Source organism: Streptococcus varani (genome assembly GCF_001375655.1).
GTDB lineage: Bacteria > Bacillota > Bacilli > Lactobacillales > Streptococcaceae > Streptococcus > Streptococcus varani.
In genome coordinates this window covers 120,802-137,926 of sequence record NZ_CTEN01000001.1, presented here as the reverse complement: position 1 = coordinate 137,926, position 17,125 = coordinate 120,802, and the positions used below count along the sequence as shown (strand labels likewise).

Genomic DNA, 17,125 nt, shown 5'->3' with positions numbered 1-17,125 from the left:
TGTAAAATAGTTCATGGAAAATGAACAAGAAAGGAGAATGTTATGAGTAACGATTATTCAAAACTTGCCGGAAAGATTGTTGAGAAGTATGGAACTCAGTACAATTTTGCCTTAGCAATGGAGTTATCCGAACGCTCTATATCACTAAAGTTGAACAATAGAGTACCTTGGAAAGACTTTGAGATGGCAAAGGCCTCAGAGTTGCTAGATATTGATGTGAGCCAGTTGCATGAATATTTTTTTACACCTAAAGTTCATGTTCATGAACCATTGATTTAGAAAGGAGATACAATGAATGAACTTATCAACGTAACACTGAATGAAAACCATGAGCCTATTGTCTCAGCTAGACAGCTTTACCAAACATTAGACATCAAAAAGAGGTTTAGTGCTTGGTTTGAGCAAAATATCAAGGGTTTTGTAGAGGGCTATGACTTTACAGGCGTACCTGGAGGTACACCCGTTAAGGGTGGTAATGGCAATGTCCAATACTTAGACGACTTTGCTCTGACCCTAGACACGGCCAAACATCTAGCCATGATGTCCAAGACTGAAAAAGGTCAAGAAGTCAGAGCCTACTTTATCCAAATTGAGAAAGACTACAACAGCCCTGAGAAAATCATGGCAAGAGCCTTACTCATGGCAGATAAGAAAGTCCATAAGCTAGAGGCACAGATTGAGGCTGACCGTCCTAAGGTGCTGTTTGCAGACGCTGTGAGCGCTAGTAAGTCATCTTGTCTGATTGGTGAACTGGCTAAAATTCTGAAACAGAATGGGATTGATATTGGTCAAAACAAACTCTTTCAGTGGTTACGCTCTAATGGTTACTTAATTAGTCGCCGTGGAGAGTCTTGGAACCAACCGACACAGAAAAGCATGCAGCTAGGTCTGTTTGAGTTGAAAAAGACAAATATCAACCATGCCGACGGTCACACCACAGTCAATACAACAACTAAGGTCACTGGCAAAGGCCAGCAGTATTTTATCAACAAATTTCTCAATCAGGAGTATCTACCAAGTTGAGAATAAAAAAGCCCCTCTGGAACGGCAATTCCATTGAGGGACAAATCAAAAAGATTATAAGGAAATTTTACCATGAAAACAGAAAAAAAGAAATGGACACCCAAAATTACTAACCTACGCAAGGTAATTGTGGACGGTGTGGAGCAATGGGTGGAGTTTGAAACAGAGGGCTATGTCATTCCTGCCGGTCACGCTTATTATGACATTATTCTAGGAATGCACAAGCAGGAACTACGGAAAGGAGCATAGTATATGAGGTATGCAGTATATAATCAGGAATACTCACGAAAATTACACATCTATAAATAACGCTTTTACGCAAGATAAGTCACTTGAGCCTGCTACGATTGGGATTTTAACAGTAATATTGACCAATAAACCTGACTGGGTCGTGTATCCTGAGGAAATTGCAAGGCGCTTGAATATCAGTAGGCGGACAGTAGACAGACATTTCAAAATACTTGAGAGAAGCGGATATTTGCTTTCAGTAAGAATTAGTCATGGTAGAGGTAATGGGACAGAGTTTAAAAGGTTCTTTTCTGATACTCCTATGACAGATAGCTACAAAACTTATTTGAAAAATAAGTTAATTGAAGAATTATCCACAGGTATTTTAGAAGAATGATTTTACACCTGGAAGATTTTGCCATGTTAAAAATTGCCATGTTAAAAATTGCCATGTTAAAAATTGCCATGTTAAAAATTGCCGTCTAATAAATACTAACTATACAACAAGTACTAACTTACAATAATCTAAGCCTTACGGCACTAACTTAGTAATAAATACTAAATTAAAACAAACTAATACTTATAGAATAAAGAAAGGGATAACTAAAGTTATCCACAGGTAAAAAATCATGATTGATAAAGACAGAATTATCTCAGACCAACAGAAGAAGATTGAGCGTATTGAAAAGCTACAAGAGGAGCTACACGCTATCTCAATGTTTGGCATGTTTACTATCAAGGTTTTAGGTGTCCCTGATAAAAATGGAACACTTGAGGAGATGATGAACATCATGCACAAACTCTCTCATGTTATTGAAGATGTGCTAGACGGGGCAGACCCTAAGAAAGCTATTAAGGAAAACCTGACATCATTTGAGGAAGACAGTGAGGAGGAAGAATAATGCTAGACAAATTGAAATCATTTTTAGGACTAGATGAGTATGAGGTGGCTGGACCACAAGAACCAGCTAACAATCTAATTGAGGTTAGAGCGCTACAAGCTGAGAACCGTGAGCTTAGGGAAATCATCAAGAAACAGCGTTCATTGCTACAAGAACTCTCTGAGCAGAATATGGAGCTTGGCCGTGAACGTAGACGCTATGCTGATACTGTAGCAACTCAAAAGCGTCTAATTGATGTCTATGAGAGCCAAGCAGGTTAGGAGGTCACTATGAGTAAACTCAGACAACGTGAAACTCTAGTCTGGCAACGTGCCACAATAGGAGAAAAAGAAAAGTTACTTGATACAGGCTTAGTTGATAGGGTTGGATATATCAGACTTGTCAGAGAGCTTGGTAGAAAGTATGCAGCTTAGGAGGTGCAACATGGACAGAGGACTATTTGGCACCTTTGACTATGACCGTGATTACTTGCAGCCTGAGGAGCCAAGAGAAGAACATGACCCTGATGAATGGGTATTTAGAGGCGGTCAATGGATTTATGTAGGAGATAACTAGTTTATGAGCTATTATCGTGAACAATATGAATTGAATAGGGAAATGGCCAGAGAACGGCTAGAAACCTGCGAAGTATTGGGCGAGATTATCAACGAACAACAGGACTTGATACTTTCCTTGAAACAAGAAAACAGACGCTTAAAGCGTGAAAATTTCAATTTAAGAAAGACCAAAAGGAGAAGAACATGACTAATAATCAAATTGTAGAGGCAAAAGGCGATTTTTTAACCAACCCTCAGCTACTTAATAGCGGTATTATCAGAAAGTATCTTGACCCACAAGGAAAAGCTAGTGACGAGGAGCTTGCCTATTTTATAGCTCAAGCTAAAGCCCAAAATCTCAATCCATTTACCAAAGAAATTTATTTTATCAAGTATGGCAATCAGCCAGCTCAGGTAGTTACTGCCAAATCAGCTTTTGAAAAGAAAGCAGATAGTCACCCACAATTTGACGGAAAAGAGGCAGGCGTAATCTATCTGATGGACGGTGAAATTAAATATTCAAAAGGAGCCTTTATCCCTAAAGGTGCTGAAATCTTAGGAGGTTGGGCTAGGGTTTACCGTAAAGACCGAACTTATCCAACAGAAACAGAGGTGTCTTTTGAAGAGTATGACAATTCTAAAATCCGTGCAAGGATTAAGGAATTGACCCAGCAAGGGAAAGATATTACTTACCCTGTGATGAATACATACGGCAAGCCAATAGGTGAGAATAACTGGGACACAATGCCCTGTGTCATGATCAGAAAAGTTGCCCTAGTATCTGCTTACCGTGAAGCTTTTCCAGCAGAACTTGGCTCATCTTATGAAGCAGATGAAATTCAGTTGGACAACAGCCCTAAAGATGTCACACCACAAGAAAGCCGTGAGGATGTCGTAGCACGCAGACTACAAGAGGCAAAAGCTGAACAGCATAAATTGGCTGAAAAGACTGATACGGTTGTCAATGACTATCCAGCTGATGAAATTCCTAGCTTTGGAGAAGAACCATCAGAGGAAGCAGTCCAAGGCGAGTTATTAGATTACTAACCAGGAGGAAATCATGCAAGAATTACAGGTAAAAGTAACACAGGCACAAGTTGAAATTATTGACCGTGAGAAATTTGAGCAGAATATCAATGAGGTTGTGGCAAAATACCAAAATTATACAGTCACAGCCGCAACCATCAAGGAAGATAAGCAAGTTCTAGCTGATTTACGCAAACTCAAGAAACAGTTATCTGATGAGCGTATCAAAGTCAAAAAGGAACTCTCAAAGCCAGCAGATGAAATTGATGGATATATCAAACAGGCAAGTAAGCCACTTGATGACACAATCGCCAAGATTGCAGCTGATGTCAAAGAGTTTGAAGACCATCAGAAAGCTCTTAGGATTGATACTGTCAAGGGATATCTTGCTAACAAGGCCTCTGAGTATATGATTGACCCTCGTATCTTTGATGAAAAGGCTCTTGAGTACATTAAAGCAGGGAATTTCATGGCAGATGGCGTGACACTCAAGAAAATCACCATGAAGAGCCTTGATGACATGGTTACATTTGAGTACCAAAAACAACAGGAGTACGAAAAGGCCAAGGCAGCTATTTCAGGCCAGTGTGCTGAGTACGGCATGACTGACCAGCCTTATATTCGCATGTTGCAGTCTATGTCTTTGACTGATGTGTTGCAACAGATTTTATCAGACTATCGTTTTGAGCAGGAACAGCAAAAAGCACGACAAGCTGAAGAAGAAAGAGAGCGACTTTTGGCAGCTCAGCGAGCTAAAGAACAGGAACAGGCTCAGAAATCAACGGAGACCCAAAATTTTGACCCAGAAACGGGCGAGATTTTGGATGGTGGGCAATTATCCCAAAACAATCCCGAAACGCTCAGAGGTGATAAAAATGAGCCTAAAAAATACACTCAAAAAATGACCCTTGAGGTCTATCTTGAAAACACGGCAGAAAAAGACCGTTTCAAGGAAGGTCTAAGCCAGCTTGGCTTTGATTTCAAGAAAAATTATCAGGTCAGCGGTTATCAGCGTATAGAGCCATTGACTCAGGCTGAACTCAATGAGCAATGTGGGTGGTAACTATGGAAATTAGACAAGTTTCAGACAGCGTGGCTATCTATTCAGACGGTCAACGGTTGCAGGTTATCCACAATTTGGGGGATGAGTTCATTTTAGATTTTGATTTTCAAACAGAGGAAGTGGTCAATATAGATGACCTGACTACTCATGTTGTGGGTGACATTGCACCAATATTCAAGGTAAGTGGCTACTGCTCAAGAAGTGGGGAAGATATGTACCGCTTGAAATGGGCTATCCATCAATTTGAAATATTTGAACAATACTTAAACGACTATCAGGAAGACCTGCTTGATTGGTGGCAAAATCCAGGAGGGGAAAATGGCAACTAATGAAATTGAAATCAGTAATGAGCAGGCATTGATGGGAACACAATTACAGATTGGTAAACAGGTCATGATGGCTTTGCTTGAGTTACATAGTGACAGCAATAAAGGCGGGATAATTCTACCCATAAAACTAAATGACATAGATTTTAATGTCACGATTGAAAGGGACTAAAAATGGTAATTTTTGAATTTATTTTATTAGCAGGTTGGACTTTCTTATGGCTATGCCTGGGGTTCCTACTAGGCGAGCGTGAGGCTAGAAAGGATAAAAAGAATGATTAACAACGTTGTGCTGGTTGGAAGACTGACAGCAGCTCCTGACCTACGCAAGACCCCTAGCAATGTCTCAGCATTACAGGGCACTCTTGCCGTCAATCGCAATTTCAAGAACCAAAACGGAGAACGTGAGGCTGACTTTATCAACTTTCAGGCTTGGCGTGGTACGGCTGACATCATTGCTGAATATTGTGGCAAAGGGTCGCTCATTGGTCTTACTGGACGTATCCAGGTAAGGAGCTACGAGAAAGACGGTCAGTGTCGATATGTGACTGAGGTTGTAGCTGATAGCGTGACTTTGTTAGAAAGCCGTGGCAGTCAGCAAGGACAGTCCAATAACACTCAGAACGGCTCACAAGGTGGTAATTTTTATCCTGGCGGTTCTCCACAGTCTGAGTTTGCAGGTGGTTCATCAGGAGGTTACAACTCTCCATTTGGAAACTCAACCTCTATGGACATCTCAGATGATGATTTGCCGTTTTAAGAAAGGACAATATTATGACGTTTTATGTTTACAGACAAAATAATTCAGAAGGTTACTTTGTAGAAGATGAAAATGTAGGAATACATATCATCATAGAGGCTGAAAACGAAGAACAAGCAGATGTTAAATTTGATGAAATCATTGAACAGAAATCCGAATATACAGATTATTGCCCGTGTTGTGGTAAGCGTTGGTGTGGTGTTGATGAAACTTATGAAAATGTAGAGGTTGATAGCATTGTTGCTGAACGACTAAAACAACACAGATATTACAATGAGGCTATTCTTTATCTGTCAGATGGGACAAAGAAAAAAATACCTTGGCTTATGTATGGGATGTATGGATATTTATAAAGAGAAACAATATGAAGAAAACAGCAATACTTAAAACAGCTTTTACAGTAGTTACAAGTAAAGCAGAGAAAAGCATTGAGATTGTTGGTAGTTCCATTTTTAACCTAAAGGCTGAATTTGTGAAGCAAGACAGACAGCTTTCACTAGATGAAAATGGTGATTTATTTGAACCAGAATACAAACTAGTACTGGAAGCAAAACAGTCTGATGACCTTGTTCTTTATAGCTCTTATGCAGCTAAAGAGTTTGCTAAAGATGTTCAAGAGATTAAAATCCTATTTGAGTTCCTTGAGGAAAACAAAAAGAATTTATTTGAGGAACTTGGTTTCCTTGGGGTGCTTCTATGAAGTTAGTCCTGAATATCGAACCAAAACCACAGTCACGCCCAAGGTTCGCAAGGCGTGGAAGTTTTACCACAACCTACGAAGATAAGGATATGAAAGCCTGGCGCAACCAGTGTAGGCTACTCATTGCTAATCAGTACATGGGTCAGGCCACGCTTGAGGGACCGCTGAGGGCAAATGTGAGGTTTTACATTCAACCGCCCCAGTACGTTTCTAAGCCTAAGAAAAATCAGGCGGCCTTGAAGGTTGAGACTATCCCAGTTGGCAAGAAACCTGATATTGACAACTATGAAAAAGCCCTATACGACAGCATGAGCGGTATTGTCTTCCAAGATGACGGACAGATTGCCCTGCATACGGTGGGCAAGTTTTATAGTCTAAATCCACGGATTGAGGTGTTTATTGAAAGAATGGAGGAGTGAATGAATAAGACCGAATTGACCAAGCGAATTGAAGGCATGGGGGAGTATGAGCCATTTGTTGATGAACCAATATCAAAAAGAGCTGTTCTGAATGCTGTTTCTGAACTTACTGAACCATCGAAAGTCATAATACCGAAGTTTGTGGCAGAATGGGTTGAGTTTTGCAAAGAATATGAAAAGGGGTTATCAGAATGTCTTTCAAATCATCCTAGCTATGAAATGCCAGATGATGTGGGGGAATGGTTTGAAACAAACGAGGAAGAAGTTCATTCAAAGGAGGAATTGGTATCTCGTGCTTGGTTAGAAGGCTATGAGTTGGAGGTCATGAAATGGAATTTATAAAAGACGGTGTAAAGTTTGCCGCTAGCTTGCTAATTGTGATGGTTGCCTGGATTGGATATAGCTATCTGATGTACCAATCAGGCTACAAACAAGCTAAAAGCGAAGTTCAGCCCGTCCTCCTCTACACCGTCGATAACGCAGGCGGTGTAATGGTGGGGACTATCACAGACAAGGAAATCATAGAGGGACGCTACACGGTCACAGCCCACGCCTACGGTAAGTTTTTGGTCACAAAAGAGCAGTACGAGGCTATCAAGGTTGGTGACCCAATCCCTGACTATTTGAAGAAAAGAGGAAATTGATATGACTAGAACTATTGAACTACCTGATTATTATGAACCTGATTGGGAAAATGGACGCTATGGTTCTCTTGAGGAACTAAAAGAGTTGTTGCTACATAAGCGTATTACAGAGTGGGACAAAGACCATCTACTGCTTGAAGATGGTACAAAGGTCGCTATCAAAATGTCTGAGAGTGATTGCTGTGCCCATGCAGGAGGAGAGTTCAAAAATGTCCAGTTGGACGCTGTCATCACTGATGTTAAATTTGGAGAACCTAACAAATTTGACAATGGGGACGGCACGACTTGTCAGAACACGGTTACCATTTATCATAACCAGAACCCAATAGCCCTAGCTGAATGTGAGGCTAATGACGGAAATGGTGGCTATTATTATAGCGTTGCCTCTCTTGTTATCGGGGAAATCCACTTTCCAGTAGCTGAGGCTTAGAGGGAGGGTAAATGAACAAACGCCAACGTAAAAAGATGTTTACTAGGGCTTTCTCTAAAGCTTATGATGAGAGTCTGGAGTGGCAAAGAAAAAAGGAGCAAGTATCCATTACAACAGTAAAAGATAGGAGAGGTAAAGCTTACATCATTACCTCTATCATTAGTCAGGTTGAAATTATGAAAAACTGGACTGATAGCCCTGAGGAAATTACCATAGAGGGCTATATGCTAGATAATAAAAGATTGGGGTTGAAAAAATGAGACCTAGGAGAAGACCTTACACTGGAAAAATAAGAATTGTAAAAAAAGAAATGCCAAGATTTGTGAAACTTGGTTCAGTTGCACTCTGTAAAAAAATGGTTGAAAGCATTGAGGGAATACAGAGAGAGAACAGCTATACAACACGTTTACTTCTAAAGATACCTGGACCATTCTTCTCTTATGAGGAAAAGACAATCAGAGTGTCTATGGCATTTGATGAAGTAGTAAGTATTCTGAACCGCTACTAAACAAAAAAGCCAAGGCGCTCTCTGCCTCAGCTAATAGTTATATCACAAAGACTATTATACCATAAAGGAGACAGAGAGTGAACAAGGCTAAAGAGCTCTTGAATGAGCTACAAAATCTTGATATGGACATTCAAAGCCGTATAGATGAAATCAATGAGCTCGAGGCAGGTTTGCTCTCAAGCCCCAAATGGAAGACTGACAAGGTCCAGGGCGGTCAAGCTAGACAAGTTGATGATGTCTATACTCAGTTGATTGTCATGAAAGAAGCGATTGAACAAGACACCAATGAAGTTATTAACAGGAAACTTGAACTTGGTAGATTGATTAACAAGCTGAAAAATCCGAAACATAGGGCAGTATTAAGAATGACCTACATCAATAAAGGCACTGCTGATAGTGTTTGTTATGATTTGAAGATGAGCCGTACAACCTATTATAGGTTAAAAAATGAGGCTGTCTCAGCCTTAGAGGAAGTCATCTGATTTCATAGGGAGCGTTTGGGACTTTTTGGAACAGCACGGTTCTTAAAGTCTGATAGAATGGTAGTATCAAGAATTGAAGAGAGAGGTCTCAGAATTGGTAGATGGTTACCTGAAATCAGGGGGCGTAAAGCCTTGGAGGTTCGAGTCCTCCCCTCTCTTTAAGGGAATATAGCTCAGTTGGTAGAGCGCCTAGTTGAAGCCTAGGAGGTCGCTGGTTCAATTCCAGCTGTTCCCATTGTATCTCTGTGAGTAGCTATCACAATAGAGGTACAGGGCGGTAATTAGATTTAGGCTGATTAACCTGTAGGACAGAGATAAAGTAGCGCTATATAAGGCTCTGGTGGGGGAGGCACCCACTTACCGCATACAGTCACTCAATGAGTGGCTTTTTTATATTTCAAAACAAATAAACAGCAGGAGGTTTAGGCTTGGGTAGAGCAAGAGACCCCAACCGAGACAAAGCATTTGAAATCTATTCAGAGAACAATGGAAACATTGAACTGGTTGAGATTGCTGAGCGTTTGGGTGTTTCAGCTGGCACTGTCCGAGGTTGGAAAAGTAAAGACAAATGGGAACTTAAAATAAAAGGAACGTTCCAAAAGAAAAATACGGAACGCTCCAAAAATCCAAGGGGTGCTCCAAAGGGCAGTAAGAACGCTCTAGGGCACGGAGCCCCTAAGGGAAACACTAACGCCCTAAAACATGGTTTGTTTGCTAAGTATCTGCCACAGGAGGTGTATGAGATAGCACAGGAGCTATCAGACAAACAGCCAATAGACATACTCTGGGAAAATATCACACTGACCTATGCTAATTTATTGCATGCTCAGCGTATTTTATTTGTCCAAGATGTGGAGGATAGCGATACCTTTGTTACTAGTACAGGCAAAGCTGGTACAGGCTATGAACATCATACGGCATGGGATAAACAAGGGAAAGCCCTTGCTGCAATAGCAAGGGCACAGTCAGAGCTTAAAAGCATGATTAAGACCTATGATGAGCTGACACGCTCACCACTTGTCACAGAGGAGCAACGCCTGAGAATTGATAACCTCAAGGCACAGCTTGGTTCTGATGATGAAGATGACACAGTTATTACTGGATTTACATTTGATAGGAGTGAGTACAATGGCGATACTGAACCTAGCAAAGTTGATTAACCCAGTATTTGATGAAGTCCTATACACGCTCAAGAGCCATGTAGTGCTAAAGGGTGGCCGTGCCTCTACTAAGTCCTCTGTGGTGTCTATTGACCTAGTCAATGACTTTATCAGTGACCCCTTAGGTAATGTGGTTGTCTTGCGGAAAGTCGGTAAGTATCTGAGAATGTCTGTCTATGAACAGATACGGTGGGCAATTTATGAGATGGGGCTGGCCAATCAGTTCAAGTTTGGTAAGTCTCCTCTACAAATCACTCACAAAAAGACAGGTACAGCCTTTTACTTCTACGGTGTTGATGACCCAATGAAACTCAAATCACAGAAGATAGCCAAGGGCTATGTCATGTCTGTATGGTTTGAGGAGCTGGCAGAGTTTGCAGGCCGTGAGGACATTGATATAGTTGAGGATACCTTTATCCGTCAAGAGTTGCCTAATGGTAAAGAGGTCAAGGTCTATTTCACGTACAACCCACCACGGAATCCTTATGACTGGATAAATGAGTGGGTAGCCGAGAAATCAAGTGACCCAACCTATCTGATACATCACAGCACCTATCTTGATGACAAGTTAGGTTTTTTGTCTAAGCAGATGAAAGAAAAGATAGAACGGTACAAGGAAACTGACCCTGACTATTATCGCTGGATGTATCTAGGAGAGGTTATAGGTCTTGGTAATCATGTTTATAACATGAACTACTTTAAGCCACTACAGAGCCTCCCTGAGGACGATAGGCTTATCGGTATATCATTTGCTCTAGATACTGGACACCAGCAGTCAGCAACGGCCTGCGGGGCTTATGGTTTGACTGCTAAGGGTAATGTTATCTTGCTTGATACGTTCTACTATAGCCCGGCTGGTAAGACCATCAAAAAGGCACCTAGTGAACTTTCTGTGATGATACACGACTTTATAGACGAGGTCATGAAGACTTACAGAGTACCTAAGCTCAAGATGACTATTGATAGTGCCGAGGGTGCTCTACGTAACCAGTATTTCAAAGATTATGGCGAACGCTGGCACCCAGTAGCCAAAAAGAAAAACCAGACTATGATTGACATGGTTATCAGTTTGCTAGCAGAGGGGCGCTTTTACTACCTTGACATTCCTGCTAATAAGGTATTTGTTGAGGAGCACAAGATGTACCGCTATGATGACAAGACTATTAACTCTGATGACCCTAAAGTTATCAAGGAAGATGACCACACGGTAGATGAGTTCAAGTATTTTGTCTTAGACAATGCTAGGGAGCTAGATTTGAAAGCCTAAAGGAGCTAACAATGGGAATAGTACAGACTATCAAGAATTTATTTCAAAGGAGTAAGTATGTGATGACCACACAAAACTTAACAAACATTACTGACCACCCTAAAATAGCGGTGTCTAGCAGAGAGTATGACCGTATCAGGGAAAACCTCAAGTATTTTGCAGGGCGTTATCCACAAATTGAGTACAGAGACAGCAACGGAACTAAACAAAAGCGAGATTTTAACCATTTACCGATTGGCAGAACAGCCTCTAAGAAGATTGCAAGCCTGGTATTTAATGAGCAAGCTGAAATCAAGGTAGATGATGAGAAAGCTAATGAATTTATTCAGGACCAGCTACAAAATGACCGCTTTATCAAGAACTTTGAGCGTTATCTTGAGAGTTGTCTAGCTCTTGGTGGTTTAGCTATGAGGCCTTATGTCGATAAGGACAAGGTAAGAGTGGCGTTTATTCAAGCCCCTGTCTTTCTACCTCTCCAGTCTAACACTCAAGATGTGTCTAGTGCTGCTATTATCACTAAAACAATCAAGTCAGAGGGAAATAAGCAGAAGTATTATACGCTTATTGAGTTGCATGAATGGGGCAAAGATGACAAGTACACGGTAACTAATGAGCTCTACAAGTCTGATAATCAGAACATTGTAGGTGCTAGAGTGCCTTTATCAGAACTCTATGAGGAGTTGGAAGAAGTAGCTGACTTGAAAGGCCTCAGTCGTCCTCTGTTTACCTACTTGAAGACACCTGGCATGAACAATAAGGACATTAACAGTCCGCTTGGCTTGTCTATCTTTGATAACGCTAAGACTACTATTGACTTCCTGAATACTACCTATGATGAGTTCATGTGGGAGGTCAAAATGGGTCAACGCAGGGTGGCAGTTCCTACCCAGATGATTAAGACTGAATACAATCAGGACGGAGACAAGGTAACGGTTAAGCGTGAGTTTGAGACTGGTCAAAATGTCTATGAACAGTTTGACAGTGGCGACATGGACAAGGGGATAGGTATCACAGACCTTACAACGCCTATCCGCTCTGATGACTATATCAAAGCTATCAATGAGGGACTAGCTCTTTTTGAAATGCAGATAGGTGTGTCTGCTGGTATGTTTACTTTTGATGGTAAGAGCATGAAGACAGCAACTGAAATTGTCTCTGAGAACTCTGACACTTACCAAATGAGGAACAGTATTGTCAGTCTAGTTGAGCAGTCTCTGAAAGAGCTGATTATCTCCATGTTAGAGCTTGGTAAATCCTATAAGCTCTACAAGGGGAATATCCCAGACATGGACGCTATCAGCATTAACCTTGATGATGGCGTCTTTACTGACCGTAATGCTGAACTTGACTACTGGATTAAGGTTGTAAATGCTGGATTTGGTACGGATTTAATGGCCATTGAGAAAGTGCTCAACGTAACTCCTGATAAAGCCAAGAAAATTAAAGCTGAAATCAGCGGTAATGCTATTGATGAGGCAAGCGGAGAGCGTAGTCCTGATGATGTAGGAGTATATGGAGAATGATTAGATGGCTGATGACAAGAAGAAACCAATCAAACTAAATGATGAGCAGCTTATGCTTGACGCTAGTCAGGTTGCAGACATCTATCATCAGCTCACTCTTGACTTGTTTGACCAAGTTATAGACCGTATCAAAGAGCGTGGCTCTGCCAGTCTTGATGACAATCCCTACATCTGGCAACTTGAGAAGATGAATGAGATGGGGCTGCTCAATGAGGACAACCTCAAGCTCATTTCAGACCGTTCAGGAATTGCCGAGGAACAGTTTAGGTATGTTATCCAAAACGAGGGATACAAAATCTACAATGATACCAAACAACAGCTTTTAGAGGCTACTGGTGGCGGTACCTTTGTTAGTAACTCTCTTATTCAGAATAGCCTTGCAGCTTATGTCAATCAGACCATGGGTGACATCAACAACCTTATTAACACCACGCTACCAAAGAGCGTGATAGGTGCCTACCAGTCTATCATTGAGGAGGCTACAGCAAAGGTTGTCACAGGTCTGGCAACATCAGACAAGGCTATTTCAGATACTGTCATGAAATGGGCTAAAAAGGGCTTTTATGGCTTTACAGACAGCCAAGGCAAGAACTGGAAAGCTGACACCTACGCTAGGCAAGTCATCAAGTCCACAGCTTGGCGTGTTTATCGTGAGGTCAGAATGGCTCCAGCTGAGGAATTGGGTATAGATACCTACTACTACTCCAAGAAATCCACAGCAAGGGAAATGTGCGCCCCTCTACAACACCAGATAGTCACTACTGGAGTTGCTAGGACTGAAAAGGGAGAGCGTATCCTTGCTTTATCTGATTATGGTTACGGAACAGCTGGCGGTTGCTTGGGTATCAACTGTACCCATGAAATCACGCCTTTTGTTGTTGGTGCCAACTACAAACCTGAGCTTGGCGAAGATGTCAAGGATTTAACGCCTGAGCAAGCTATCGAGAATGCTAACGTACAGGCTAAACAGAGAGCCCTGGAGCGGTCTATCAGACAGTCTAAGGAGTTTCTCCACGTTGCAGAAAAACTAGGAGACCAAGAGCTCATAGACAAGTACAAGAGCAGGGTCAGGGTGCAACAGGGAGCTATGAGAGACTATCTCAGACAGAACCCATTCCTACACCGTGATTATGCTAGGGAGAAGTACTATGATGACCCATTTACAAAGGCTGAGAAAGAGGTCAAGGTAAGGCGTGAGCTGGCCAAATTGGAAAAGCACAGGGCGGAACAAAAAGAAATGCGTGAAAAGTTCATTTCAGCCGTCGAAAGTGGTATAATTAAGACAGAAATAAACAATGAGCATTTTGAAAGACACATCAGGGGCACCAAAGGCTATGAGGAGTACTTAGCTCAAAACCTATCCAATGGCAAGCACCCACCAAGCTATCTGACAATCACTAAAGAGGAGTGCCAAGCACTTATTGACAGATATGCAGGTAATGGACAATTCAAGTACAATCCGAAATCAACCAAAATGCAGGAAATCATCTCACAAAACAAACCGATAGGAACTTATATAGACCCTAGAACTGGTGAAGTTATTGAGAACGCTACTGATTTCCGTATTCATTACAGTAAGACTGGCTCACATATTGTGCCAACTATCAAAGGGAAAGGAGACCGTAAATGAGTAAGCGACTTTGGAACTACCTACGCTCAAAGGTTCAGGTAGTCAATAGTGATGGCGAAATTATCAAGGGAGTTGTCACAGATTTTGTTGATGAAATGGACAATGATGAACAAGATGAAATCACTATTCTTATTGACAATCCTAGTCCTGATGACCCCACAGAGGTCTCTCTCTTTGAGAGTGGCATTGTTTCAATCCAAGTAATCAATTAGCGCTTAGTCCAATCTAGGCGCTTTTCTTATACCCAAAAATAGGAGGAAGCCATGAACAAACGTATCAAGAAAAAACGTGCACTTGAGAACTCTCTACGAATGGCAGAGGGTGCCATTGAGTTCTTGCTTGACCAAAATAACCAACTTTGGCGTATTGTTGAGAAGATGGAAGAAATCAACTCTAAAAATGTAAAAGCAACAAACAACCGCTTTGACAAAGTGGAGGAGGGAGTCAAAGCCCTCAAGAAGACGCAAAAGAAATCTTGGTTTAGTCGCAAGTAAGGAGGTGGTCACTCATCTTGACTGGTAGGAAAGACTACTGTAATTAGATATTTACCGTTTGGAAGTCCAAGCGGTTTTTATTTTGCCCTGGATATGGCGTAAAAGTGTCTGTATCTCAGTCCCTCGTGACGTAAAACAAAGGAGTTAAGGTATGAGCCTTAAACGTGAGATGTTGGTTGACGCAGGTATCACAGATAATAGTGTGCTGGATAATATCATGCAAGCGTACGGTGCGGGTATTGAAAATGCAAAAGCACAGGCTAAGTCTGAGTTACAGGCAGAAAACGACACCTTGAAACAACAGCTTGAGCAACAAAACCAAGCCATCAAGGATTTACAGGAAAAAGAGGGAGCAAGTGAGGAAAGCAAGCAGCAGCTGGCAGACCTACAAGCCCAATTTGACCAGTACAAGACTGATAGTGAGGCACAGCTTGCTCAGGTAACTAAAACTAACGCTGTAGCCCTTGCTTTGAAAGATGTGGGAGCTTACAACTCTGAGGATTTGATGAAGTTCATTGACCTAGACAAGATTGAGCTAGGGGAAGATGGAAAGCCTATCTTAGAGGACACAATCAACAGCCTCAAAGAAACAAGCCCTTACTTATTCCAAGGTGAAGACAAACAGCTTAACCCTAACATCTCTGTACCAGGTAACCCAGCAGCTGACAATGGGGATAACTTGAGTGCAGAGGACAAAGCCCTTTTTGCTGGCTTTGATAGCGTATAAAACCAAAACAAAGAAAAGAGGTATTTTACATGGTAGTAAACTACGCAACTAAATTTGATAACAAAGTTGATGAGCGTTTTGCTAAAGAGGCGCTCTCTACTGGTATCATCAACCAAGATTTTGATTTCACAGGCGTTGACACAGTCAAGGTCTACTCAGTTCCAACATCAGGAATGAATGACTACAAGACAACTGGTCAGAACCGTTACGGTGAGGCTGAGGAACTTGGTAACACCGTTCAAACTATGGTACTCAAGAAAGACCGTTCTTTCACGTTCACCATTGACAAAAAATCTGAACAAGATACTAATGGTGTTATGGAGGCGGGTAAGGCTCTTGCACGCCAACTCTCAGAAGTTGTTATCCCTGAGGTCGATACCTACCGTTTTGCAACAATCGTAGCTGGTGCACACGCTGACCACATCACTACAGCGGCTGTAACCAAAGAAAACGCCTATGAGGCTGTTCTTGATGGACAGGTCAAATTAACTGACGCATTCATTCCAACAGCAGGCCGTGTCTTGCATGTGTCACCTAAGTTCTACAAACTTATCAAACTTGACCCAACCTTTGTGAAGAACTCTGACCTTGGTCAAGAAATCACTATCAAAGGTCAAGTAGGTATGATTGACGGCTTGCCAGTTGTTTTGACACCTACATCACGCTTGCCACAAAATGTAGAATTTGTCATTGCTCACCCAGTGGCTACTACATCTCCTGTCAAGTTGGAAGACTACAAAATCCACGACAACCCACCAGGAATTAACGGTAAGCTCGTTGAGGGTCGTATCCGTTATGACGCTTTTGTTCTTGACAACAAGAAAAAAGCTATCTACGTTCACAAATCAGCATAAGGGAGGCTAAGTAATGGCTAGAAAGAAAACTGAGGAAACCACAGAGGAAGTGGTGGAAAAGCAAGAAGTAACTGAGGAAACCACAGAGGAAGTGGTGGAAACAGTTTCTGTCAAAAAGTCTGTTACTTTGACCAAGGACGGGGTATCTTTTACCTTGTCTGACCCTATCATGATTTCAGCCTTTGAAAATCAAGGCTACGAAGTGGAGGAATAATAGAAAATGGCTAAATTCAAAGCAACATCAAACGTGGTCTTTGTCGTTGATGGCAAAGAAACAAATTTTGATAAAGGTATTGAGTATGACATGGAAGTAAAGAAGGCTGAGGAGCTTAACGCTAAGGGGGCAATTACACACCCTGAACTCAGCCCATTCTTTGAACGTGTCGAAGAAAAAGCAGCAAAAGCGGATAAGTAACACCGCCT

At 41.6% G+C, this 17,125-nt stretch carries 33 protein-coding genes, 1 tRNA gene and 1 pseudogene; all 35 read left to right on the top strand.

Going from position 1 to position 17,125, the window contains the following annotated elements:
* Nucleotides 1-42 precede the first annotated feature (42 nt).
* A complete protein-coding gene (locus BN1356_RS00815; protein WP_093649550.1) occupies nt 43-279 on the top strand; it encodes a DUF739 family protein in 237 nt (78 codons plus the stop codon).
* Between the two features lie 12 nt (nt 280-291).
* Nucleotides 292-1,023, top strand: a complete 732-nt coding sequence (locus BN1356_RS00810) for a phage antirepressor KilAC domain-containing protein (protein WP_093649549.1) — start codon at nt 292-294, stop codon at nt 1,021-1,023.
* A gap of 72 nt (nt 1,024-1,095) precedes the next feature.
* Nucleotides 1,096-1,272 (top strand): BOW99_gp33 family protein, encoded by a 177-nt coding sequence (locus BN1356_RS12545; RefSeq protein WP_176694194.1) that lies wholly within the window; start codon nt 1,096-1,098, stop codon nt 1,270-1,272.
* Between the two features lie 10 nt (nt 1,273-1,282).
* Nucleotides 1,283-1,648, top strand: coding sequence for a winged helix-turn-helix domain-containing protein (locus BN1356_RS00805; RefSeq protein ID WP_093649548.1), 366 nt, complete (start codon nt 1,283-1,285; stop codon nt 1,646-1,648).
* A 232-nt stretch (nt 1,649-1,880) separates the two neighbouring features.
* Nucleotides 1,881-2,153: a hypothetical protein gene (locus tag BN1356_RS00800; RefSeq protein WP_093649547.1), complete on the top strand. Its 273-nt coding sequence runs from the start codon at nt 1,881-1,883 to the stop codon at nt 2,151-2,153.
* Nucleotides 2,153-2,413, top strand: a complete 261-nt coding sequence (locus tag BN1356_RS00795) for a hypothetical protein (RefSeq protein ID WP_093649546.1) — start codon at nt 2,153-2,155, stop codon at nt 2,411-2,413. Before BN1356_RS00800 ends, BN1356_RS00795 begins: the two co-directional genes overlap by 1 nt.
* Nucleotides 2,414-2,422: 9 nt before the next feature.
* A complete protein-coding gene (locus BN1356_RS12540; protein ID WP_093649545.1) occupies nt 2,423-2,566 on the top strand; it encodes a hypothetical protein in 144 nt (47 codons plus the stop codon).
* A gap of 10 nt (nt 2,567-2,576) precedes the next feature.
* The gene (locus tag BN1356_RS12945; RefSeq protein WP_269206561.1) at nt 2,577-2,708 is read left to right on the top strand and encodes a hypothetical protein; all 132 of its coding nucleotides are present in this window, start codon (nt 2,577-2,579) and stop codon (nt 2,706-2,708) included.
* Between the two features lie 3 nt (nt 2,709-2,711).
* Nucleotides 2,712-2,897, top strand: a complete 186-nt coding sequence (locus BN1356_RS00785) for a hypothetical protein (protein ID WP_093649544.1) — start codon at nt 2,712-2,714, stop codon at nt 2,895-2,897.
* On the top strand, nt 2,894-3,736 hold the full coding sequence (gene bet / locus BN1356_RS00780) for a phage recombination protein Bet (protein WP_093649543.1): 843 nt from the start codon (nt 2,894-2,896) through the stop codon (nt 3,734-3,736). Before BN1356_RS00785 ends, bet begins: the two co-directional genes overlap by 4 nt.
* A 13-nt stretch (nt 3,737-3,749) precedes the next feature.
* On the top strand, nt 3,750-4,778 hold the full coding sequence (locus tag BN1356_RS00775) for a DUF1351 domain-containing protein (protein WP_093649542.1): 1,029 nt from the start codon (nt 3,750-3,752) through the stop codon (nt 4,776-4,778).
* Between the two features lie 2 nt (nt 4,779-4,780).
* A complete protein-coding gene (locus BN1356_RS00770) occupies nt 4,781-5,107 on the top strand; it encodes a hypothetical protein (RefSeq protein WP_093649541.1) in 327 nt (108 codons plus the stop codon).
* On the top strand, nt 5,097-5,276 hold the full coding sequence (locus BN1356_RS00765; RefSeq protein WP_044475350.1) for a hypothetical protein: 180 nt from the start codon (nt 5,097-5,099) through the stop codon (nt 5,274-5,276). Before BN1356_RS00770 ends, BN1356_RS00765 begins: the two co-directional genes overlap by 11 nt.
* A 102-nt stretch (nt 5,277-5,378) precedes the next feature.
* The gene (gene ssb, locus BN1356_RS00760; protein WP_093649540.1) at nt 5,379-5,864 is read left to right on the top strand and encodes a single-stranded DNA-binding protein; all 486 of its coding nucleotides are present in this window, start codon (nt 5,379-5,381) and stop codon (nt 5,862-5,864) included.
* A gap of 14 nt (nt 5,865-5,878) precedes the next feature.
* Nucleotides 5,879-6,217, top strand: a complete 339-nt coding sequence (locus BN1356_RS00755; protein ID WP_093649539.1) for a DUF7296 family protein — start codon at nt 5,879-5,881, stop codon at nt 6,215-6,217.
* A gap of 11 nt (nt 6,218-6,228) precedes the next feature.
* Nucleotides 6,229-6,564, top strand: a complete 336-nt coding sequence (locus tag BN1356_RS00750) for a hypothetical protein (protein WP_093649538.1) — start codon at nt 6,229-6,231, stop codon at nt 6,562-6,564.
* Nucleotides 6,561-6,983 carry a RusA family crossover junction endodeoxyribonuclease gene (locus BN1356_RS00745; RefSeq protein WP_093649537.1) on the top strand — a complete coding sequence of 141 codons (423 nt, stop codon included), beginning with the start codon at nt 6,561-6,563 and terminating at the stop codon, nt 6,981-6,983. Before BN1356_RS00750 ends, BN1356_RS00745 begins: the two co-directional genes overlap by 4 nt.
* Entirely contained in the window at nt 6,984-7,325 is a 342-nt protein-coding gene (locus BN1356_RS00740; RefSeq protein ID WP_093649536.1) for a DUF1642 domain-containing protein, read from the top strand.
* Nucleotides 7,313-7,627 (top strand): DUF1372 family protein, encoded by a 315-nt coding sequence (locus BN1356_RS00735; RefSeq protein ID WP_093649535.1) that lies wholly within the window; start codon nt 7,313-7,315, stop codon nt 7,625-7,627. Before BN1356_RS00740 ends, BN1356_RS00735 begins: the two co-directional genes overlap by 13 nt.
* A 1-nt stretch (nt 7,628) precedes the next feature.
* Entirely contained in the window at nt 7,629-8,057 is a 429-nt protein-coding gene (locus tag BN1356_RS00730; protein WP_093649534.1) for a DUF7448 domain-containing protein, read from the top strand.
* Between the two features lie 11 nt (nt 8,058-8,068).
* Complete coding sequence (locus BN1356_RS00725) at nt 8,069-8,317, top strand: hypothetical protein (protein ID WP_093649533.1); 249 nt, start codon at nt 8,069-8,071, stop codon at nt 8,315-8,317.
* The gene (locus BN1356_RS00720; protein ID WP_093649532.1) at nt 8,314-8,565 is read left to right on the top strand and encodes a hypothetical protein; all 252 of its coding nucleotides are present in this window, start codon (nt 8,314-8,316) and stop codon (nt 8,563-8,565) included. The genes BN1356_RS00725 and BN1356_RS00720 overlap by 4 nt, the downstream gene beginning before the upstream one ends.
* Nucleotides 8,566-8,642: 77 nt before the next feature.
* A complete protein-coding gene (locus tag BN1356_RS00715) occupies nt 8,643-9,047 on the top strand; it encodes a DUF1492 domain-containing protein (protein WP_093649531.1) in 405 nt (134 codons plus the stop codon).
* A 79-nt stretch (nt 9,048-9,126) separates the two neighbouring features.
* Nucleotides 9,127-9,206: pseudogene (locus BN1356_RS12535) on the top strand.
* A 3-nt stretch (nt 9,207-9,209) separates the two neighbouring features.
* A tRNA-Phe gene (locus tag BN1356_RS00710) sits at nt 9,210-9,282 on the top strand.
* Nucleotides 9,283-9,475: 193 nt separating this feature from the next.
* A complete protein-coding gene (terS, locus tag BN1356_RS00705; protein WP_093649530.1) occupies nt 9,476-10,207 on the top strand; it encodes a phage terminase small subunit in 732 nt (243 codons plus the stop codon).
* Entirely contained in the window at nt 10,176-11,474 is a 1,299-nt protein-coding gene (locus BN1356_RS00700) for a PBSX family phage terminase large subunit (RefSeq protein WP_093649529.1), read from the top strand. Before terS ends, BN1356_RS00700 begins: the two co-directional genes overlap by 32 nt.
* A gap of 11 nt (nt 11,475-11,485) precedes the next feature.
* A complete protein-coding gene (locus BN1356_RS00695; RefSeq protein WP_281175813.1) occupies nt 11,486-12,997 on the top strand; it encodes a phage portal protein in 1,512 nt (503 codons plus the stop codon).
* Nucleotides 12,998-13,001: 4 nt separating this feature from the next.
* Entirely contained in the window at nt 13,002-14,627 is a 1,626-nt protein-coding gene (locus tag BN1356_RS00690; RefSeq protein ID WP_093649527.1) for a phage minor capsid protein, read from the top strand.
* Nucleotides 14,624-14,839: a hypothetical protein gene (locus tag BN1356_RS00685; RefSeq protein ID WP_093649526.1), complete on the top strand. Its 216-nt coding sequence runs from the start codon at nt 14,624-14,626 to the stop codon at nt 14,837-14,839. The genes BN1356_RS00690 and BN1356_RS00685 overlap by 4 nt, the downstream gene beginning before the upstream one ends.
* A gap of 51 nt (nt 14,840-14,890) precedes the next feature.
* Nucleotides 14,891-15,121, top strand: a complete 231-nt coding sequence (locus tag BN1356_RS00680) for a hypothetical protein (RefSeq protein WP_093649525.1) — start codon at nt 14,891-14,893, stop codon at nt 15,119-15,121.
* Between the two features lie 151 nt (nt 15,122-15,272).
* The gene (locus BN1356_RS00675) at nt 15,273-15,848 is read left to right on the top strand and encodes a phage scaffolding protein (RefSeq protein ID WP_093649524.1); all 576 of its coding nucleotides are present in this window, start codon (nt 15,273-15,275) and stop codon (nt 15,846-15,848) included.
* A 29-nt stretch (nt 15,849-15,877) separates the two neighbouring features.
* Complete coding sequence (locus BN1356_RS00670; protein ID WP_093649523.1) at nt 15,878-16,702, top strand: major capsid protein; 825 nt, start codon at nt 15,878-15,880, stop codon at nt 16,700-16,702.
* 13 nt (nt 16,703-16,715) lie between these two features.
* Nucleotides 16,716-16,916, top strand: coding sequence for a hypothetical protein (locus BN1356_RS00665; RefSeq protein WP_093649522.1), 201 nt, complete (start codon nt 16,716-16,718; stop codon nt 16,914-16,916).
* Between the two features lie 6 nt (nt 16,917-16,922).
* Complete coding sequence (locus BN1356_RS00660; protein WP_093649521.1) at nt 16,923-17,117, top strand: hypothetical protein; 195 nt, start codon at nt 16,923-16,925, stop codon at nt 17,115-17,117.
* Nucleotides 17,118-17,125 lie beyond the last annotated feature (8 nt).

Bases quoted from the DNA above. Each gene is read 5' to 3' on its own strand.
- BN1356_RS00815 (WP_093649550.1), top strand. From the start codon at position 43: ATGAGTAACGATTATTCAAAACTTGCCGGAAAGATTGTTGAGAAGTAT.
- BN1356_RS00810 (WP_093649549.1), top strand. From the start codon at position 292: ATGAATGAACTTATCAACGTAACACTGAATGAAAACCATGAGCCTATT.
- BN1356_RS12545 (WP_176694194.1), top strand. From the start codon at position 1,096: ATGAAAACAGAAAAAAAGAAATGGACACCCAAAATTACTAACCTACGC.
- BN1356_RS00805 (WP_093649548.1), top strand. From the start codon at position 1,283: ATGCAGTATATAATCAGGAATACTCACGAAAATTACACATCTATAAAT.
- BN1356_RS00800 (WP_093649547.1), top strand. From the start codon at position 1,881: ATGATTGATAAAGACAGAATTATCTCAGACCAACAGAAGAAGATTGAG.
- BN1356_RS00795 (WP_093649546.1), top strand. From the start codon at position 2,153: ATGCTAGACAAATTGAAATCATTTTTAGGACTAGATGAGTATGAGGTG.
- BN1356_RS12540 (WP_093649545.1), top strand. From the start codon at position 2,423: ATGAGTAAACTCAGACAACGTGAAACTCTAGTCTGGCAACGTGCCACA.
- BN1356_RS12945 (WP_269206561.1), top strand. From the start codon at position 2,577: ATGGACAGAGGACTATTTGGCACCTTTGACTATGACCGTGATTACTTG.
- BN1356_RS00785 (WP_093649544.1), top strand. From the start codon at position 2,712: ATGAGCTATTATCGTGAACAATATGAATTGAATAGGGAAATGGCCAGA.
- bet (WP_093649543.1), top strand. From the start codon at position 2,894: ATGACTAATAATCAAATTGTAGAGGCAAAAGGCGATTTTTTAACCAAC.
- BN1356_RS00775 (WP_093649542.1), top strand. From the start codon at position 3,750: ATGCAAGAATTACAGGTAAAAGTAACACAGGCACAAGTTGAAATTATT.
- BN1356_RS00770 (WP_093649541.1), top strand. From the start codon at position 4,781: ATGGAAATTAGACAAGTTTCAGACAGCGTGGCTATCTATTCAGACGGT.
- BN1356_RS00765 (WP_044475350.1), top strand. From the start codon at position 5,097: ATGGCAACTAATGAAATTGAAATCAGTAATGAGCAGGCATTGATGGGA.
- ssb (WP_093649540.1), top strand. From the start codon at position 5,379: ATGATTAACAACGTTGTGCTGGTTGGAAGACTGACAGCAGCTCCTGAC.
- BN1356_RS00755 (WP_093649539.1), top strand. From the start codon at position 5,879: ATGACGTTTTATGTTTACAGACAAAATAATTCAGAAGGTTACTTTGTA.
- BN1356_RS00750 (WP_093649538.1), top strand. From the start codon at position 6,229: ATGAAGAAAACAGCAATACTTAAAACAGCTTTTACAGTAGTTACAAGT.
- BN1356_RS00745 (WP_093649537.1), top strand. From the start codon at position 6,561: ATGAAGTTAGTCCTGAATATCGAACCAAAACCACAGTCACGCCCAAGG.
- BN1356_RS00740 (WP_093649536.1), top strand. From the start codon at position 6,984: ATGAATAAGACCGAATTGACCAAGCGAATTGAAGGCATGGGGGAGTAT.
- BN1356_RS00735 (WP_093649535.1), top strand. From the start codon at position 7,313: ATGGAATTTATAAAAGACGGTGTAAAGTTTGCCGCTAGCTTGCTAATT.
- BN1356_RS00730 (WP_093649534.1), top strand. From the start codon at position 7,629: ATGACTAGAACTATTGAACTACCTGATTATTATGAACCTGATTGGGAA.
- BN1356_RS00725 (WP_093649533.1), top strand. From the start codon at position 8,069: ATGAACAAACGCCAACGTAAAAAGATGTTTACTAGGGCTTTCTCTAAA.
- BN1356_RS00720 (WP_093649532.1), top strand. From the start codon at position 8,314: ATGAGACCTAGGAGAAGACCTTACACTGGAAAAATAAGAATTGTAAAA.
- BN1356_RS00700 (WP_093649529.1), top strand. From the start codon at position 10,176: ATGGCGATACTGAACCTAGCAAAGTTGATTAACCCAGTATTTGATGAA.
- BN1356_RS00695 (WP_281175813.1), top strand. From the start codon at position 11,486: ATGGGAATAGTACAGACTATCAAGAATTTATTTCAAAGGAGTAAGTAT.
- BN1356_RS00690 (WP_093649527.1), top strand. From the start codon at position 13,002: ATGGCTGATGACAAGAAGAAACCAATCAAACTAAATGATGAGCAGCTT.
- BN1356_RS00685 (WP_093649526.1), top strand. From the start codon at position 14,624: ATGAGTAAGCGACTTTGGAACTACCTACGCTCAAAGGTTCAGGTAGTC.
- BN1356_RS00680 (WP_093649525.1), top strand. From the start codon at position 14,891: ATGAACAAACGTATCAAGAAAAAACGTGCACTTGAGAACTCTCTACGA.
- BN1356_RS00675 (WP_093649524.1), top strand. From the start codon at position 15,273: ATGAGCCTTAAACGTGAGATGTTGGTTGACGCAGGTATCACAGATAAT.
- BN1356_RS00670 (WP_093649523.1), top strand. From the start codon at position 15,878: ATGGTAGTAAACTACGCAACTAAATTTGATAACAAAGTTGATGAGCGT.
- BN1356_RS00665 (WP_093649522.1), top strand. From the start codon at position 16,716: ATGGCTAGAAAGAAAACTGAGGAAACCACAGAGGAAGTGGTGGAAAAG.
- BN1356_RS00660 (WP_093649521.1), top strand. From the start codon at position 16,923: ATGGCTAAATTCAAAGCAACATCAAACGTGGTCTTTGTCGTTGATGGC.